A 16,875-nucleotide genomic window follows, 5' to 3' on the forward strand; every position below is an offset into this window, starting at 1 on the left:
AGCCTTTTATTTACTCAACTTTTGCCGCTTTACGCTGTTTTTTCATCTGAAGTTTTGGATTGTCTGTATGTCACGATAAGATAGTCGGCTGTTTACTCTATCCAAACTAAAAGGATAACCTTACTTTGAATATTTTGTTAAAGGCTGGTTTGCTGATCATCACCGGATTGGTAAACGCTGTTTATGCCACTGCATCCCCAGCAAATTTAAACCCTAAGATGTCAACCCAGATTATCGCCAATACAAGGTTACAAACTAGCGATACATTTGATGACTTTTTAACTCAGGTATTGACATTACACACCATAAATCAGCATGAGAGCTTAGGTCTTGCAATAAATAAATATCGCGCAAAAGAGACGTTAAACGAAGGCCAATTACATCAGCTGCAGCGTTTATTGGGTTTGTATACGCGGATTAAACACGGTCAGGACGCAATTGAAACGTTGGCTCAATTGGTTGCCATTCCAACGTTTAGAGTTGAGGGGGTAGCGCAGCACGACAATCCGCAGTTTTATCTTATGGCGGATGCCATTGCCGCTATTGCCAAAAAGTTTAACTTGGCTTTTCGCAATATCGACAACCGCGTATTTGAAGTTTCGCTGAAGGGGAGTTCTGATGAAGTGGTTGGTATTCATGCTCATGCTGATGTTGTGCCTGTGACCCCTTCGTTGTGGGTCCTTGAAGACGGTACTCAACTCGATCCTTTTAAGTTGACCTTAATCGGCGACCGCATGTATGGTCGGGGCGCAGAAGACGATAAAAATGGCATTGTTGTAACCATGTATGCCATGAAAGTGATCCAAGAAGAAAATATTCCTTTGTTGCGTCACTTTCACTTATTGATCGATACCACCGAAGAAACCTCTTCAGACGCGATACCTTATTATTTTGCCCGCAATCCTACCCCCAACTATAACTTAGCATTAGACGGCGGTTATCCAGTGGTTATTGCAGAAAAAGGCTCTGGTGGCGTGATGGCAACATTCCCAGTTAGAGCGGGACAAGCGAACAGTAAAGCCAGTGCTGAGATTGTGGCAATTACGGGGGGACTTGCCATGAATCAAATTCCTGGAGCCAGTGTTGCTCAAATCAATAGCGCTGATGCTGCTAGCTTAATGACGCAATTACACAAGCTTGCAAGTCAATTTATACAAGCCAATGGCGGTAATTTTACGATTACCGCATCTAAGGCTTCTTATGGTGTTGAGTTAACAGTAAAAGGTATCTCTGCCCATTCCTCTGAACCCGAATCCGGGGTTAATCCAGTTTCAAGAATGTTAGCGTTCATCGCATTTGCACAGCAGCAAACCCCTATGTTTAGCTCGAACCATATTACCGACGCAGCCAGTTACGTGGCAGCCAATTGGGGCATAAGTTATCTAGGGCAGAACCTGGGGATAGGTTTTGCTGATGACTTTATGGGCCCCTTAACCCATTCAGTAACTTTAATAAACCTCAATGAAACGAGTTTGCAAGTGGGCGTGAACTTACGCGTGCCAGTGGGCCGAGAAGTCGACGACATCAAGCAGGATATCCTAGCAAAGCTGGCATTGTGGAAACAAAAGTCGGGTATTAATGTTGAACTCAGTGCCGGCATCCGTGCACCCATGTACCGTAATCCCGAAGGGTATTGGGTCAATGCGTTGTTGGATGTGGCTACTGAGAATTTAGCGATGCCACGGGTTTTTGGTTCATCAAATGGCGGCACGTCAGTGCATAATTTGCCCAATGGCGTACAGTTTGGCTTGGCAATGCCGAATGAAAAATACACCGGCCACAATGCCAACGAATTTAAACGGGTTGAACAGTTTCTACTGGACTTACAAATTATTACTGAAATGATTGCCCGGGTGGGACAAATTCCTCAGCTTTAAAGGACATTGAAACAATTAAAAGCTCGTTGTTATACGAGCTTTTAAGTTTTTGCACTGATCAAGCATCAAGAACAGGTGGCAAGGCATGAGAAAATCAGCCGTTTTATCTCGCCAGCAAAAAGAAGAGAAAGCCCAAGCTATGTTAAGGTCCTCATCCCGATTTGCTCTGACACAAGACCATGCGGGTTTTAAGCGTGAGAAGGGCATCTCATCAGTTATTTCAGCGTTTGTGTTATAAGTCATTAGTCTTAAAACTAGAATTGTGTGCCCCATATGCTTCTATGCCCATAGACCTAAATATGCTTCTGAGGCTTAAGTTAAAAAGAGTGTTTTATTTTAATGACGGGCTCGGGCCTCAGTCTTTTGTATTACGCATAGTTTTCATTACCGCTTCAATGCCTTCTTTTCTTAATATGGGTTCGAACTGACTTTGTAAACTAGACAACATACTGATGCCTTCTGCTACCACATCATACACACGCCATTGTTCGGTTTTCGTATCTTTTCTCACCACAAAAGCCAAGTTAATACTATTGCTACCCTGATTGATATTAAGGCGTACGGTGGTTTGTTTTTGATTGTTAAATTCTCGGGCTGGCTCAAATTCAACCGCTTGGTCTTGGTAATAATGAAGGGCATTGGCGAAAACAGAGGCAGAGTAGGTCTTAAAGACTTCAGTATATTGGTTAATTTTTTCGAGAGGATACTGACGATAGTATTTGCCTAAAATTTTAAGCGCAGCAAAGCGATAGTCTAGATAAGGGATAAGTTCTTGCTCAACCACTTTATTGATAAGCAAGGGGTCTTGCTTAATTTGCTCGCGCTCACTTGTTAAACGTGAAAAAGTATTGCGGGCCACTTGTTCTACCATGGAGTAGGGGTTGCTTGAATCGACTTCAGCGGCCAAGCCCCATGCCGAATTAAATAGCAAAAAAATACTGATTAAGGTGATGATTATTCTATACATGTTGATTTCTCTTTTTTAAGTGAACATAGGTTCACTGCCTCTTGATAATATAAGCACTTTACCGCTTTATATTTACTGACAACTTACTGGTCCTGTGTTTAGCAAAATAGGCTTTTTTAGGTCAAGTGAGTGTCTTTAGAGCGTGTTAAAGGTTGTTTAAATACGCGTCGATCTCTTCATCTTGCTGCTGTTCTTCTGCACTTTTTTCAATTTTTCCGTCCTTTACCTTAAACTCTAGATTTTGAAAGTAAGCATTTTTAACAAAGCTATAGGGATCGGCTGAGGCATGTAATTGTTGTTCTTGCTGAATCACAGATCCGCGGGCATCAAGGGCTTTTATGCTCATACGGAAAATAGAAAAGTAAATATTAAGAGCGTCTAAGGGGCCATAAAAATTATCAACATAATCACCCACGCCGCTTCTAACATCACTCGGGCCTAAAGCGGGTAGCATAAGGTATGGACCAGTTTCTAGACCCCAACTACCCAATACTTCGCCAAACGCTTCCTCTTTACGTTCGAGTCCTATTTCGCTGGCCACATCGATCACACCTAATAAACCCACTGTGGAATTCAAGACAAAGCGGCCCAGACTACTGACACTATCAGCAACCTTGCCTTGTAATAAGTTGTTGATTGAATTGCTAGGCTCTTCTAGGTTTTCTGCCATATTCAACAGACCAGTTCGTGCTGCTTGCGGCATGTATTCGACATAGGCAACGGCACTCGGACGCAAAACGAAGGCGTCTAGCACCTCATAGTTGAAATCCCAAATTGAACGATTAACTGTTTCCAGTGGATCTGAGTATTGAATACTTTCCTGATCAATAGCCTTGTTGGAGACACAGCCGGTTAATATCAGTAGGCTCAGGTGCATCATTAAAAAGAGACTTTTTTTCATTAGGTTACCTTTTGGGGTTTAGACTTAAGTGAACATTGGGGGCACGGTGGCAAAACGTTACACCAGCTAATCTTTCTTAAAACTTACTGGAAATAGGTTTTACGAGCCGGTTATTTTGAGCACTTTTAGAAGCACCATCGCTAAACACTGGCTGTGGGCTCAAATGCGTTTATGAGAAAGTATATAAACAGAGGGATAAGAAATATTTATCGGTAAGTTTTTGGTAAGTTGCCTCCTTCCATACTGAGTTGAGACATTTTTACCGGCGCAGATACTTATCATGATTTTACCAATATCAAACGCAAAAGAGCGATTCAAGCACGCTCTATTCACCATAAGCCTTGTGTCGGCTACATGGTATTCGACAAGTACGATAGCGCAGACGCCAAAACATTCGATAGTTCAAGGTTCACAATGGGGGGCTGGTGTTGGAGTAGTCAGCAATCAAAAAGCCTATAAAGATATTGCTCGAGACACCCTAATAATCCCCATTATAACCTACGAAAATCCTTACATCAGGTGGTTTGGAACCCATCTTGATGTTAAGTTGCCAAGCTACGAAATGAGTCATTCACAGCAGATTGATTTTAGTCTAAGTGCTGAATATGACTTGGGCAGTGGCTATGATAATAGTGAAGCCCGTGACACGCCGATTTTAAATGACATGGACGAGCGCAAGGGTGTGTTTGCCTTGGGGGCAAAACTGCAATGGGTTAACCCTTGGGTCGATGTTAGCGCCCAGTGGATGTTTGATGTGTCCGGTGACAGGGAAGGTAATCGGGCAAAATTAGGTTTTGAAAAAAAATGGATGTTTGGAAACCACGTTATGTTATCCCCGCGGCTAATGCTAACATGGCAAGATGACCATTTTGTTGATTACCATTATGGTGTTCGTGCTCATGAAGTCCGCAGTGATCGTCCTGCATATAGGGGTGAATCGAGCCTCAACATTGAATATGGTTTAAGAAGTGCCTATATGTTTGATAAGCAAAACGCAATGATATTGGATGTTGGAGTAAGTCAGCTGGGCAGTGCAATCAAAGATAGCCCGCTGGTAGATAGCTCCACTGAAAACACCCTCTTTTTTATCTATATGCATACTTTCTGATGAACCGTATTTTACTTGTTGAAGACCATGAACGTTTGGCTGCCCTGATCAGCAAGCAGTTAAATACTGCTGGCATAGCGGTTGATGTATTTGAAAAAATTGACACCGCGTGGTCTGCGTTTCAGCAAATAGACTATCAAGCCATGGTACTCGACCGAGGTTTACCTGATGGAGAAGGGCTGTCATTGTTGAAACGAATTCGTGTGGCCGGAAATACCATCCCTTGTCTTATCCTTACTGCTCGCGATGCCTTGCATGACCGCGTAGAAGGTCTCGATACTGGCGCTGATGACTACTTAACCAAGCCTTTTGCTATGGATGAATTAGTCGCACGTGTTAGAGCCTTACTGCGCAGGCCCGCCGAGAGTATAGTGTTGGCACCGACCTTCAAAGATATCACTATCAAACCTGATATCAGTATGATGTATTGTGGCGCTGAAAGTATTAGTTTGGCGCCTGCAGAGTTACAAATTATGATGTTGTTGGTGCGTAAAGAGGGCAATGTAGTAAGGCGCAGTGCCCTAGAAGGCGCTGGGTGGGGCTTAAGTGAAGCCGTTACCCCAAACGCTTTAGATGTTGCATTACATCGACTTCGGCGCAAATTAAAAGCCATTGATTCACGTTTGGAATTAGTAAACATGAGAAATTCAGGTTATGCGCTTCGTTAAATCAAGCTGGTCAAATAGTCTTAGTTTTAAAGTATTGCTGGCTTACGTGGTGGGCACAGTGCTTACCATTGTATTAGTGAGTGCGTTAACTTTCGTATTTGTTTTTTATAAAAGCGACTGGCTTGCCAGTAAAGATCTTATGAATTTTACGCACAAAATGGCCGATGCTCTGTTATTTGACCTAGATGGACAGCCTATCGGTTTTGGCAAGCATGATGACGAGCTCAATTGGATTTTTGATAGTCTACACCGTGAAGCTGCCTATCGAGTTTTAAGCGAAGATGGACGCGTTATGTTAGGTTCAGCCGCAACACTCGGCATTGTGAATACTGTGTTGGTAGCAGCAAAAGACCAATTTCAAAAGGTTGAACGTGGAGGTTTGGCTTATTATAGTGCAGCCAGCACCTACCAACATCAAGGCCAAAGTTGGATTATCCAGTTTGCGGTCAGTCAACGCTTTTATAATTTAATGCACAAAGGCTTTGCCTTACCCTTTATGGTGTTTGGCGTTGTATTATTCAGTTTAGTCATGCTGTTTGTTTTTGGGGGATGTGCCTACATCACCCTAAGATGTACTTTAAACCCCTTAAGAGATATTTCTGAGTCTGCAGCTAAAATTTCGCCTCGCTCATTAAACGAAAGACTATCAGCGGCAAACATACCAACTGAAATTGTACCTTTGGTGGATAGCTTTAACCGGGTTCTTGCTCGGCTGGAAAATGGCTATCGCATTCAACGTGAGTTTTTGGCTACTGCAGCCCACGAACTTAAAACGCCCCTTGCCTTAATTCGTGCCCAGATTGAAATGCAGGATAAAACGCCAGACAGGCTGATGTTGTTAAATGACATTGAGCACATGTCTCGTCAAGTACAACAATTATTACTACTGGCTGAAGTCAGCGAAGAGCAAAACTTCAAACTAGATAGAGTAGATGTGGTAAAAACAGCCAATGAAGTTCTTATCTACTTGCTGCCTATGGCCAAGGCGGCGGATGTACAAGTGAGAATAAAACCTGAAACGATTGTGATTTGGGAAGCGGACAATGCCGCCTTGTTTATCTTAATAAAAAACTTGTTGGAAAACGCCATTCAACATGCACCAATCGCCAGTGAAATACGCATTGATATTGATGCTACGCAACTAAGTTTACGGGATTGGGGCCCAGGAGTAGAGCAAGATAAGTTAGCAGTAATGTTCGAACGGTTTTGGCGTGGCCCCCATCGACGAGATCACGGTGCAGGCCTAGGTTTAGCCATTTGTAGTGAAATTGCTCAGACCCACGGTTGGCAATTAAGTGCGCACAACCGTATACCTGGTTTATGTTTTACCTTAGTTAATACAAATTTATTAACTTCACGCCCTAGTTTAGTGTGAGTTTTATTCTGCGTCAGCTTGGTTCTCAGGTTTAGCCTTATCAAACTCAGGTAATGCCATTAGTCTATCAATTTTTTCTTTTACTCTTGGGGCCTTACTTAAATCAGCACCAAAACGCTTGGCGTTAACCAACTGAGGGGCGATAGCAATGTCTGCCAAGGTGAGAGTATCCCCATAAAAATATTGTCCCTGCGGAACATCCTTCAACATTTTTTCAAGACTTATAAAACCCAACTCAATCCAATGCACAACCCAACTATTAACTTGTTCCTGACTAAACCCCTGGTATTTTAGTTTTTGTAGCACTCGTAAATTTTGGATCGGGTGGGTGTCTGTTGCAATTATGTTTGCCATGGCGCGCACTTTTGCTCTAGCTAATGGAGCTTGGGGTAATAAGGCAGGGTTTGGGTACATCTCATCTAAATATTCTATGATGGCCATGGACTGAGTAAGAATATTGTCGCCGTCAATCAGTGCAGGTACCAGTTCTTGAGGGTTAATACCTTTGTACAAATCCGAGTGTTGCTCCCCACCATTTCTTACTAAATGAACGGCTGCTTGCTGATAATCAATACCCTTAATATTTAAGGCAATACGCACCCTAAACGAAGCGCTAGAGCGCCAATAACTATATAACGTCATCTGTTAACCCCGCCATCATCCAATTTAAAACCCCATTTCCGCTAACACGCTAAAGGATTGGTGTGACGTACTTTATCGATCGCCAGACGAATATCAATAAACGCGGCGTCATTTGGCGAAGGCCGCTTGGAAAGAACATGTGACAGTAAAAGTTGGGCAAAAACGACTCGTTTATTGCTTTATAAAGCTGTTTAATCGCTTGGATAATATCGCTTGTTGCACTAATGCGGGTGTGCGAGGATTTGGTATTGTTAATGTTTTATTAACAATAATTACAAATAATTAATGAGTGTTATAGGCAGACTGAAGTTAGCACTTGTTAATGAGCAAGTTCTGAAGGCCACCAAAAGCAAGGCAGTTAACGGCTGACCATTTGGTTGCTAAGTATCGCTTAATCGCTGCTTAGCGGGGCAGAGGAAATAAGCACAAGATACAAGCATTGCTTAGATATTTGTATTTGCAGCTCAACAACTTGCATAAAAAATAATATGTCAATAAATGCAAGTTATTTAGTCATTTTGTGCCATGTAAGATTTTTATACATGCTATTACCATCATAGTTGTGAATTTTAAGTTAATCAGCGCAACATGTAATTAACAAGGGTCTACTCATGAAAACAACACATAAACCATTTTTACGCAACCGTTGCTGTGCAAGTGTTCTTCTCGCACTTGGCATTGCCAGCACGATGCCTTTATCTGTGGCTTCTGCACAGGAACAAGCTGATACGAACAAGAGTGACAAGGAAGAGGCTGTAGAGTTAATTGTTGTATCTGCATCACGGCTTAAATCTCGTCCTGGGTACGAAGCGCCTACCCCTACCACGGTACTCGATTCTTCTTTTGTAAATGATGTGGGTGTTGTGAATGTGGCTGATGCTTTAAACCGCTTACCATCAATGGGCGCTGCAACTTCACCACGCAGTTCTGCTAATGATGTGGGCTCTGGTGTACAAGGTGCTAATTTTCTTAATTTACGTGGTATTGGCAGTAACCGCACATTAGTATTACTTGATGGACGTCGGGTGGTAAGTGCTGCAGTGACCGGCCAAGTTGATATTAATATGTTGCCCAGTACCTTGTTAAAACGCACGGAAATCGTTTCGGGTGGTGCATCGGCTGCGTGGGGTTCAGACGCTGTGGCGGGTGTAGTTAACTTAGTTTTAGATAAAGAATTCACCGGCGTTAAGGGGTCAGTGCAAGCGGGCCGCTCAGGCTACGATGATGCTGATGAATTTAAAGCAAATTTAGCCGCTGGTTTTGATTTTGCTGATGGAAAAGGGCACGTTATCGGTAGCCTTAATTACACCCAAGCAGATGGTGTTGACCGCGCTGACTCGCGGGATTGGTTTAAAAGTACAAAACTGGTTAATAACCCCGCTTATGCAGAGGGCAATGGTGAGCCTCAGCGTTTAGTGGTCGATAACGTCGGTAATTTTATTGGTTCTGACGCTGGCCATACCTTTTTGAGTGCCGGCCCTTTAGCTGGAATTACGTTTTCACCTGAGGGTGCTTTATTACCTTTTAACTTTGGCACGCGTTATCCAGGGGGGCCACTGGGCAGCAGTATGACCGGAGATGGTCAGTTAAATGACTTTTCGGCCCGCACGCAAATATTGGCAGAATACCAACAGATCACTGGGTTTTTACATGCCACCTACGATGTGACAGATGATTTAACAGTTTACGGAGAGTTTATGAGTGGCTCAACGGAAGGAGAATCACTGTCAGTGCCGTATTATCGTTTTGCTGGTGCTCTAACGATTTCAAGAGATAATCCATTCTTACCCGCAGACTTAGCTAACCAGATGGACAGTTTTGGTATGACCTCTGTGCCTATGGGGCGCTCAAACGTAGATTTTGGCCGCGCTAATCCATACAACGAACGAGACATGACACGCTATTTAATTGGCGCGGATTATGAAATAAATGACAAGTGGTCGATGGCGGCTTATTACGAGCGTGGCAGTATTGACGTCGTTAATGAAACCAGAAGTGATGCCAATACCGCAAAATATGCGCTGGCAACGGATGCTGTATCAGATGGTAATGGTAATGTGGTGTGTCGTTCAAGCCTTACCGACCCTGGCAATGGCTGTGTAGCCGCTAATATTTTTGGTTTAGGCGCTCCGAGTCAAGCAGCTATTGATTATGTTGTTGGCACTGCCCGTCAAGATCTAGAGCTGACCCAAGACGTACTTTCAATCACGTTTAGTGGTGATATCACTGAACTTGATGCAGGTGCTGTGTCTACCTCTTTTGGTTACGAATATCGCAAAGAGCAATTTAGTGGTAAGGCCGATCCTATTTCGCAAGTCAGCGGTTGGTGGGTGGGTAACTACAAAGATGCAGAAGGCGAATATGACGTTAATGAAGTCTTTGCTGAAGTATTAGTGCCTATCTTTTTTGATTCAGCGTTAGGCAATTCATTAGATTTTAATGCTGCAGTGAGGTTAACTGATTACAGTACCAGCGGTAAAGTCACTACTTGGAAAGGCGGTTTAACTTATGATATTGGTGCGGGCGTGTCTTTACGAGGTACCCAATCTCGCGATATCAGAGCGCCAAATTTAAACGAATACTACAGTGGTGGACAAACTAACAGTTTGTATTTTAACGACCCCTTCGTCGAAAATCCCCTCGGTGAAGGTGTGGCTAACTACTTGGTCACGCGCACTATTCGCGGCAATCCAGATTTATCACCCGAAGAAGCAGATACCACCACTTTTGGTATTGTGTATGAGCCTGAATTTATTGAAAACCTGTCTTTGTCCTTAGATTACTTTCACATTAACGTGGACGGCGCTATTGATACCGTGCTTGACCAGGACATCGTTGATCGCTGTTATAACGGCGAGACTTCCTTTTGTAGTTTGATTCAACGTGATTCTGCAACAGGGCTGATGACAAATATCTTTAACTCTCCAGTTAACTTAACCGAAGAAGTGTTGACTGCTTACGACTTTGAAGTCACCTACCAGTTCGAGTTGGCCGGCGGCAATGTGGATATTCGGTCATTTTGGACCCATACCACTGAACATTACACTAAAGATCGAGGCATAAAAGATGAACTCTTAGGTGAATTTGCCGGTGGTAATGGTGCGGTAAATGGTGGCCCGCAAAAATGGGCGAGTTTAACCTCAATCCGGTATACCGATTATGTTAATACTGTTTCTTTGCGTCATCGTTATATTGGTGAGGGGGTAATTGATGCAAGTTGGCAGTCTGGTGTTGATGTTGATAACAATAAAATTGATGCTGTCAGTTATATTGATTTAACTGCCAGTCGTCGCATTGATGTAGACGATGTGAGCTTTGAAGTGTTTGCCAGCATTGATAACGTGTTTGACAAAGAGCCTCCTCGCGTTGGATTTGATGGCGGTACTGCACTAGATGACCTTGGCGTATCGAACACACGTCATGATTTGATTGGTCGATATTTTCGCTTAGGTGTGAGATTCGACTACTAAGTCTAGATAACGTTACAGCGGGCTAAGTCGAAGTGAGCACTTCACTTAGCCTCTTTTAAAATGGCGAATAAAATTCAGTCAAAGGGAATAAGTCAATGATAAACAAAAAGACACTTGCTTTAACGACGGTTAGTTTACTTTGTTTAGGGTGCAGTGCTGTAGCCAATACTGAGCAAAACCTTGCGCAAACTCACGTTGATAAAGCCTATGCGTTAGCGGGCGATACTTTTATGCGCACAACTGCCGAGTTGCAATGCAGTACCGATAATCGGGCAATGGCATTTTTCAAAGATAAAACAGTTCCACCTGCCACTAAGATATTTGACAATCTTTATTATGTTGGCGTAACCCCTGTTGGCGCTTATGCCCTGCAAACCAGTGATGGAATTATTTTAATCGATGCACTAAATAATACCCAAGAAGCTCAAGAGGTTATTGAATCAGGCATGCTGTCTGTGGGTTTAGATCCCGCTGATATCAAAACTATCATAGTGACTCATGGCCACGGGGATCATTATGGTGGTGCTAAATATTTAGCCGAAAAATATCAGGCCTCGGTCATGATGAGTGAGCTCGATTGGGATATGGCAACTAATCCTGCGCCCAGACCCGCCCGTCCTGGAATGCCAGCACCAAATTGGTCAACTGCGCCAGATAAAGATCTTGTTGCCACTGATGGTCAGGAAGTCACCTTAGGAGACACCACGGTTAAAATCGTATTCACTCCCGGTCATACCCCAGGGACACTCTCTTTGATTTTTCCAGTGACAGAAAATGGAGCAAGGCACACTGCGGCGCTATGGGGAGGGACAGGGATCCCAAAAGATAAGGGATTAGCACAAGCCTACGTTAATTCGGCAAAGAAATTCGCTAAATTGGCAAAGGACATGAACGTTGATGTGGCCTTGAGCAATCACGCTTTTGTCGATGACTCCCTCAGGCGTATGGCTGAATTACGCGCCAATCCAGATAAGGCTAATCCTTTTATTATTGGTCAGCAAATGGTGCAAGATTACACTCAGGTTATTGCTGAATGCGCTTCAGCGGCAGTAGCAAGAATGCCAACGGAGTAACTATCGTGCGGCCATCTGAAATGGGCATCTGAGCAAACCAAACACCGACATAAAAATGCCTATCAGTTGATAGGCATTTTTGTTGAAGCTGGATTCACTACACGGAATTGATTAGGGTATTTTTGCAGGCAACAAAGTGCCTGTTACTTCTCCAAACCCAATTCGTTTGGCGCCTTGTTTGGCGCAATGGCCGCGCATAATAACGGTATCTCCATCTTCTAGAAAGCTGCGCGTCTCACCATTTTTCAGGGTTACAGCTTGCTTACCCCCTTGGCTTAACTCAAGTAATGAACCCGCTTCACTGGCATGGGGGCCAGATTGAGTGCCACTACCGAGTAAATCACCTGGGCGCATATTACAGCCATTTATCGTATGGTGAGCGAGCATCTGAGCCACTGACCAGTAAGAATGTTTAAAGTTAGTGGTGGCCAAACATTCAGCTTCTTCATTATTTTTTCGCATTTTTGCTGTACTGATGGCAACTTCTAATACGATGTCTAAACCGCCACGTTGACGGTTTTTATCTGATTCTAAATAAGGCATGGGCTGAGGATGATCTTCGGCTCTGGTCCACGGTGTAGTAAAAGGTGCTAAGGCCTCAAAAGTAATTACCCAAGGCGAGACCGTTGAGGCGAAGTTCTTTGACAAAAAGGGTCCTAATGGTTGATATTCCCACGCTTGAATATCACGAGCCGACCAATCATTAAATAGGCATAAGCCAAAAACATGTTGGTCAGCATCATCAATAGCAATTCTGTCTCCTAAAGCGTTGCCACGACCAACAAAAATCCCTAGTTCTAACTCATAGTCAATTTTTTGGGCGGGGCCAAACTGTGGTTCACTAGCCGTTGGTGGGCGAGTTTGTCCACAGGGACGGTGGAATTGTTGGCCCGACACTGCAATCGACGAACTGCGGCCATGATAACCAATGGGCACCCATTGATAATTAGGTAGTAAGGGATTGTCGGGGCGAAACTGTTTACCCACATTTGTCGCATGATAAATCGAGCTATAAAAATCAGTGTAGTCACCAATTTGAGCCGGCAGCGCGTATTCAACGTCTGTCATCGACACCAACGTGCTTTCGATTTCACCTCGTAAAGATGAGCCTACTCGTAAGGCTCTTGATAAATCCAAGCGTAAACTGCTCCAATATTCATAACCCAGCGCCATAAGCTCATTCAGCTGAGGTGAGAGACACGTCTTAAGGGCTTGTTCGGTTTTACCCAGAAATAAACCTTTAGTCGCGAGTACTGAAAGGTCTATAACCTGATCGCCTATGGCCGTGCCAACGCGAAATGCCTCCTGTGACCCATGACGACGAAACACCGCAAAGGGTAAGTTTTGTATCGGAAAGTCAGTACCTTCTTCATTGGCCGAGCCGAGCCAGCTTTGCAGCGCTGGGTCATGGGTTTCGTTTAATTGCATAGATTGAGTATCCTTTAATTAGAATGAGTGAATTCTTTTTCGTGCAGCCATGCCGCATGTTTTGGGGCTTTTTTCGTTTTGCTCCATTCTTCTAACATGGCAGGGGCAACCTCATGCAAGGTTTGCATTTCTTCATCTGTGCAGCTGTTAGCCACCAATTCAATACGATGACCGTTAGGATCCCTAAAATAAATAGACTGAAAAATACCGTGATTGGTAGGGCCAAGTACATCAAGCCCTTGTGCTTCTAATCTTTTCTTAGCGTCGAGTAATTCATCAAAATTGTCGACTTCCATGGCAAAATGCTGAACCCAATCAGGCGTGTTGCCGTCTCTGCCCATTTTGGGGCTATTGGGTAGTTCAAAGAAGGCCAATACATTGCCCATACCAGCATCTAAAAATACATGCATATACGGATCAGGCGCTTTAGTAGACGGTACGCGGTCTTCGGCAATGGCAAGTACAAAGCCCATGCCCAATACATTTTGATAAAAGTCAACGGTTTCTTTGGCATCGTTGCAGCGATACGCCACATGATGAATGCGTTTAATTTTCATAGATGTGCTCCTTTTACACCGCAATTCGATCATCTGTTGTTAGTACACCACGACGAATTTGGTCTCGTTCAATTGATTCAAACAGAGCTTTGAAATTCCCTTCGCCAAAGCCTTCATCACCCTTACGTTGAATAAATTCAAAAAAGATGGGGCCGATAGCGTTTTCAGAAAAAATTTGTAGCAACAAACGCGGGGAGCTGCCATCCGTTGTGCCGTCTAGCAAGATGCCACGACGTTTTAATTCCGACACATCTTGGCCATGACCAGGTAGTCGGTCTGCAAGCATTTCATAATAGGTTTCGGGTGGCGCGGTCATAAATTGAGTACCGCAGGCTTTTAGCTTGTCCCAGCAGGCTAATAAATCGTCGCAAATAAAGGCAATGTGCTGAATTCCTTCACCATTGTATTTCATCAAAAATTCTTCAATCTGCCCGTTACTGCCAGACTCTTCGTTGAGTGGAATGCGAATTTTACCATCAGGAGCCGTCATGGCCTTTGAGGTTAAACCGGTATATTCGCCTTTGATGTCAAAGTAACGAATTTCTCTAAAGTTAAACAATTTTTCGTAGTAGTCAGCCCAAAATTTCATGCGGCCTTTGTATACATTATGAGTGAGATGGTCGATTAATTTAAAGCCGCAGCCCTCAGGGTTACGCTCCACGCCGGGTATAAATTCAAAGTCGATGTCATAAATCGATAAGCCTTCTTCGTAACGGTCAATCAAATAGATTATGGCACCGCCAATACCGCGAATTGCGGGCAATTTAAGTTCCATCGGCCCACATGGGATCTCAATGGGCTGGGCACCTAAATCAAGTGCACGTTTGTAGGCAGCGCGGGCACAGCGCACTCTAAATGCCATACCACATGCCGACGGACCGTGTTCATCCGCGTAATATGCAGCCGGCGATTTTGCAGCATAATTAATGATGATATTGATTTCTCCCTGGCGCCATAAATCAACATCTTTAGAGCGGTGGCTGGCAACATGGATAAACCCCATGGTGATAAATACGGGCTCTAAGACGCCTTTCTCTTTCGCAGCAAATTCGATAAATTCAAAGCCATCGAGTCCCATGGGGTTGTCAAATAAATCTGTCATCGCTAATCCTCTTATTGGTTGTTCGTAAATAGCAGTTATTTGCCTGATTTCTATTGGCTACTTTACTCCCTGTTAAAGGCTATTTTCTGTTTATATTTGCTTGATAATGGGTATTACGTGGCATAATCTGTTAATAATTTATTATTAGTAGATGGGATCCACCCTATGAAGTTATCTCGAACTGAGTGTGAAATATTGCAGTTATTACAACGAGATGGACGCATGTCTAATGTGGAAATAGCAAACCGAGTGGGCCTGTCAGAATCACCCTGTTTAAGGCGGATTAAGGCATTAGAGAGTGCAGGGGTCATTGACCACTATTCAGCGAATCTGAATCAACGATTAATTGGCCTACAGGTAACCTCTTTTGTGTTAGTTTCCCTTGAGAAACATGATGAATCTAAGCGCATCACGTTCTTAAAAGAGGTTGAAGAGCAAGAATATATAATCGAATGCCATGCCACTACGGGCAGTTACGATTATTTAATGAAGGTGGTGGCGACCAGCATGGATCATTTTTCTGATCTGTGTATGAATAAAATATTAAAATTTGCTGGTGTCATGAATATTGAATCCCAGTTTAGCCTCAAAGTGATTAAAGCCAGCAGTGCTTTGCCAGTAAAAAGCGCTTAATGAAAAATAACATTGCTGTTGCTCATGCCCCAGAAAATTGAACCGGTTTTGCTAATGCCAAAACGCGCTTTCTGGACGACTCATCAATCAGTGTCTCATTTGCATATTGGCTAACAAGCGCGTTAATTTGCTTTAACTGAGGCATCACAAGCTCTTTGTCTTTTGCTGATAAATTAAACTGGTTGAGGACCTTGATTAAGCTAATCGACACGTTATTTAAACTAGCATTTTGACGGGGCGTCGGGTTGTCGTGCGCAGTTGCCAACCCCAGTTTTTGACTCACCTGTTGCACTACATCGCCTTCGTATTCGAACACTGACACCTTGGTTTTGCCAAACAAATCTTGGCAATCTGCAACAAAACCTTGGTAATTTAGATGTTGTGCAAACCACTCAATCTCTAACATTTTCGCAAAAGATAAATCTTTGCCATAACAAGGGTTTCCCTCGACTTGTGGGTTTCGAATACATTGCTTGTAATAGCTTTCAATAAAGCCTAATGGTTCACGAAACCACACCCAAATTTTAATATCGAATAATTGATTAAGCTCAGTCAGGATGGTGTGTGCCGACGCGGGTAAATCCCACCAATAATTATAAATGCCCTCCGAAGACAAAATGATGGTGTGGGTGTCGGGTTTTATTTGGGAAATAATGTTTTTAAAGTTGGCCAAAAAGTGTGGTAGGTGGTTGGAGGCGAGGTTTTTTTCAAACCACTGATGTGCTGGAGCGTGTGGGTTGGGTATTCGGTCCAGATTATGCGGATATAAAATCCCTTTTCCTCGCAATTTCCGCTGTTTTTTACTTAGGTAGGTTTGCAGGCTAGTGGTGCCTGTCTTTGGCGTGCCAGCGTGAATAATAAGTGTGTGTTTTTCAATATTGAGTCCAGTTAATGACCCTCTAAAACTGACAAGTAAATCAGCCAATTCTGTCAACATTTCAATAGAGGTGTGTTTCATTTTCTAATCTGCAAACCTTTATATAACGGTAAAGTCGTGAAGGGTAACACACAGTATTAGCCTGCGGTGCTGAACTTGATAACTCGTATTTGTAAAATAGCTAAAAACGAGCAGCT

Annotated in this window: 15 protein-coding genes; 8 read left to right on the plus strand and 7 right to left on the minus strand. The window is 43.4% G+C overall.

The annotated features are described in order from the left end of the window. Positions 1-125 precede the first annotated feature (125 nt). Together NWQ57_RS01745 and NWQ57_RS01750 are read left to right on the plus strand one after the other, a co-directional pair. Positions 126-1,877, plus strand: coding sequence for a dipeptidase (locus NWQ57_RS01745; protein WP_306020236.1), 1,752 nt, complete (start codon positions 126-128; stop codon positions 1,875-1,877). An 85-nt stretch (positions 1,878-1,962) separates the two neighbouring features. After that, entirely contained in the window at positions 1,963-2,115 is a 153-nt protein-coding gene (locus tag NWQ57_RS01750; RefSeq protein ID WP_306020237.1) for a hypothetical protein, read from the plus strand. 117 nt (positions 2,116-2,232) lie between these two features. Here NWQ57_RS01750 and NWQ57_RS01755 read toward each other — a convergent pair whose 3' ends face one another. Further along, entirely contained in the window at positions 2,233-2,844 is a 612-nt protein-coding gene (locus NWQ57_RS01755; RefSeq protein ID WP_306020239.1) for a phospholipid-binding protein MlaC, read from the minus strand. A 145-nt stretch (positions 2,845-2,989) separates the two neighbouring features. Beyond that, positions 2,990-3,745 (minus strand): VacJ family lipoprotein, encoded by a 756-nt coding sequence (locus NWQ57_RS01760; protein WP_306020240.1) that lies wholly within the window; start codon positions 3,743-3,745, stop codon positions 2,990-2,992. A 280-nt stretch (positions 3,746-4,025) separates the two neighbouring features. Between NWQ57_RS01760 and NWQ57_RS01765 the strand changes: the two genes are divergently transcribed. The 3 genes from NWQ57_RS01765 to NWQ57_RS01775 are packed head-to-tail and all read left to right on the plus strand — an operon-like array spanning position 4,026 to position 6,896. After that, positions 4,026-4,853, plus strand: a complete 828-nt coding sequence (locus tag NWQ57_RS01765) for a MipA/OmpV family protein (RefSeq protein ID WP_306020241.1) — start codon at positions 4,026-4,028, stop codon at positions 4,851-4,853. After that, a complete protein-coding gene (locus tag NWQ57_RS01770) occupies positions 4,853-5,521 on the plus strand; it encodes a response regulator transcription factor (RefSeq protein ID WP_306020242.1) in 669 nt (222 codons plus the stop codon). The genes NWQ57_RS01765 and NWQ57_RS01770 overlap by 1 nt, the downstream gene beginning before the upstream one ends. Then, positions 5,508-6,896: a HAMP domain-containing sensor histidine kinase gene (locus NWQ57_RS01775; protein ID WP_306020243.1), complete on the plus strand. Its 1,389-nt coding sequence runs from the start codon at positions 5,508-5,510 to the stop codon at positions 6,894-6,896. The genes NWQ57_RS01770 and NWQ57_RS01775 overlap by 14 nt, the downstream gene beginning before the upstream one ends. 3 nt (positions 6,897-6,899) lie before the next feature. Here NWQ57_RS01775 and maiA read toward each other — a convergent pair whose 3' ends face one another. Continuing rightward, entirely contained in the window at positions 6,900-7,538 is a 639-nt protein-coding gene (gene maiA / locus NWQ57_RS01780; RefSeq protein WP_306020244.1) for a maleylacetoacetate isomerase, read from the minus strand. A gap of 611 nt (positions 7,539-8,149) precedes the next feature. On the opposite strand from maiA, the gene NWQ57_RS01785 reads away from it, so the two are divergent. Together NWQ57_RS01785 and NWQ57_RS01790 are read left to right on the plus strand one after the other, a co-directional pair. Next, entirely contained in the window at positions 8,150-11,008 is a 2,859-nt protein-coding gene (locus NWQ57_RS01785; RefSeq protein ID WP_306020245.1) for a TonB-dependent siderophore receptor, read from the plus strand. A gap of 95 nt (positions 11,009-11,103) precedes the next feature. Beyond that, a complete protein-coding gene (locus NWQ57_RS01790) occupies positions 11,104-12,081 on the plus strand; it encodes an MBL fold metallo-hydrolase (RefSeq protein ID WP_306020246.1) in 978 nt (325 codons plus the stop codon). A gap of 111 nt (positions 12,082-12,192) precedes the next feature. On the opposite strand, the gene fahA is transcribed toward NWQ57_RS01790, so the two are convergent. From fahA to hppD, 3 genes are read right to left on the minus strand one after another with little or no spacing between them, the layout of a single operon-like run. Continuing rightward, entirely contained in the window at positions 12,193-13,509 is a 1,317-nt protein-coding gene (gene fahA, locus NWQ57_RS01795) for a fumarylacetoacetase (protein ID WP_306020247.1), read from the minus strand. 14 nt (positions 13,510-13,523) lie between these two features. Then, positions 13,524-14,066, minus strand: coding sequence for a VOC family protein (locus tag NWQ57_RS01800; protein WP_306020248.1), 543 nt, complete (start codon positions 14,064-14,066; stop codon positions 13,524-13,526). Between the two features lie 13 nt (positions 14,067-14,079). Further along, on the minus strand, positions 14,080-15,168 hold the full coding sequence (gene hppD, locus NWQ57_RS01805; protein ID WP_306020249.1) for a 4-hydroxyphenylpyruvate dioxygenase: 1,089 nt from the start codon (positions 15,166-15,168) through the stop codon (positions 14,080-14,082). A 165-nt stretch (positions 15,169-15,333) separates the two neighbouring features. On the opposite strand from hppD, the gene NWQ57_RS01810 reads away from it, so the two are divergent. After that, complete coding sequence (locus NWQ57_RS01810) at positions 15,334-15,801, plus strand: Lrp/AsnC family transcriptional regulator (protein ID WP_306020250.1); 468 nt, start codon at positions 15,334-15,336, stop codon at positions 15,799-15,801. 22 nt (positions 15,802-15,823) lie between these two features. On the opposite strand, the gene NWQ57_RS01815 is transcribed toward NWQ57_RS01810, so the two are convergent. Next, positions 15,824-16,759, minus strand: a complete 936-nt coding sequence (locus NWQ57_RS01815; protein ID WP_372340874.1) for a sulfotransferase family protein — start codon at positions 16,757-16,759, stop codon at positions 15,824-15,826. Positions 16,760-16,875: the final 116 nt, after the last annotated feature.

It is taken from the genome of Paraglaciecola sp., from assembly GCF_030730205.1.
Lineage (GTDB): Bacteria > Pseudomonadota > Gammaproteobacteria > Enterobacterales > Alteromonadaceae > Paraglaciecola.

Excerpts from the sequence above, each read along its gene's own strand:
- NWQ57_RS01750 (WP_306020237.1), top strand. The coding sequence starts at position 1,963 with ATGAGAAAATCAGCCGTTTTATCTCGCCAGCAAAAAGAAGAGAAAGCC.
- NWQ57_RS01755 (WP_306020239.1), bottom strand. The coding sequence starts at position 2,844 with ATGTATAGAATAATCATCACCTTAATCAGTATTTTTTTGCTATTTAAT.
- NWQ57_RS01760 (WP_306020240.1), bottom strand. The coding sequence starts at position 3,745 with ATGAAAAAAAGTCTCTTTTTAATGATGCACCTGAGCCTACTGATATTA.
- NWQ57_RS01765 (WP_306020241.1), top strand. The coding sequence starts at position 4,026 with ATGATTTTACCAATATCAAACGCAAAAGAGCGATTCAAGCACGCTCTA.
- NWQ57_RS01770 (WP_306020242.1), top strand. The coding sequence starts at position 4,853 with ATGAACCGTATTTTACTTGTTGAAGACCATGAACGTTTGGCTGCCCTG.
- NWQ57_RS01775 (WP_306020243.1), top strand. The coding sequence starts at position 5,508 with ATGCGCTTCGTTAAATCAAGCTGGTCAAATAGTCTTAGTTTTAAAGTA.
- maiA (WP_306020244.1), bottom strand. The coding sequence starts at position 7,538 with ATGACGTTATATAGTTATTGGCGCTCTAGCGCTTCGTTTAGGGTGCGT.
- NWQ57_RS01785 (WP_306020245.1), top strand. The coding sequence starts at position 8,150 with ATGAAAACAACACATAAACCATTTTTACGCAACCGTTGCTGTGCAAGT.
- NWQ57_RS01790 (WP_306020246.1), top strand. The coding sequence starts at position 11,104 with ATGATAAACAAAAAGACACTTGCTTTAACGACGGTTAGTTTACTTTGT.
- fahA (WP_306020247.1), bottom strand. The coding sequence starts at position 13,509 with ATGCAATTAAACGAAACCCATGACCCAGCGCTGCAAAGCTGGCTCGGC.
- NWQ57_RS01800 (WP_306020248.1), bottom strand. The coding sequence starts at position 14,066 with ATGAAAATTAAACGCATTCATCATGTGGCGTATCGCTGCAACGATGCC.
- hppD (WP_306020249.1), bottom strand. The coding sequence starts at position 15,168 with ATGACAGATTTATTTGACAACCCCATGGGACTCGATGGCTTTGAATTT.
- NWQ57_RS01810 (WP_306020250.1), top strand. The coding sequence starts at position 15,334 with ATGAAGTTATCTCGAACTGAGTGTGAAATATTGCAGTTATTACAACGA.
- NWQ57_RS01815 (WP_372340874.1), bottom strand. The coding sequence starts at position 16,759 with ATGAAACACACCTCTATTGAAATGTTGACAGAATTGGCTGATTTACTT.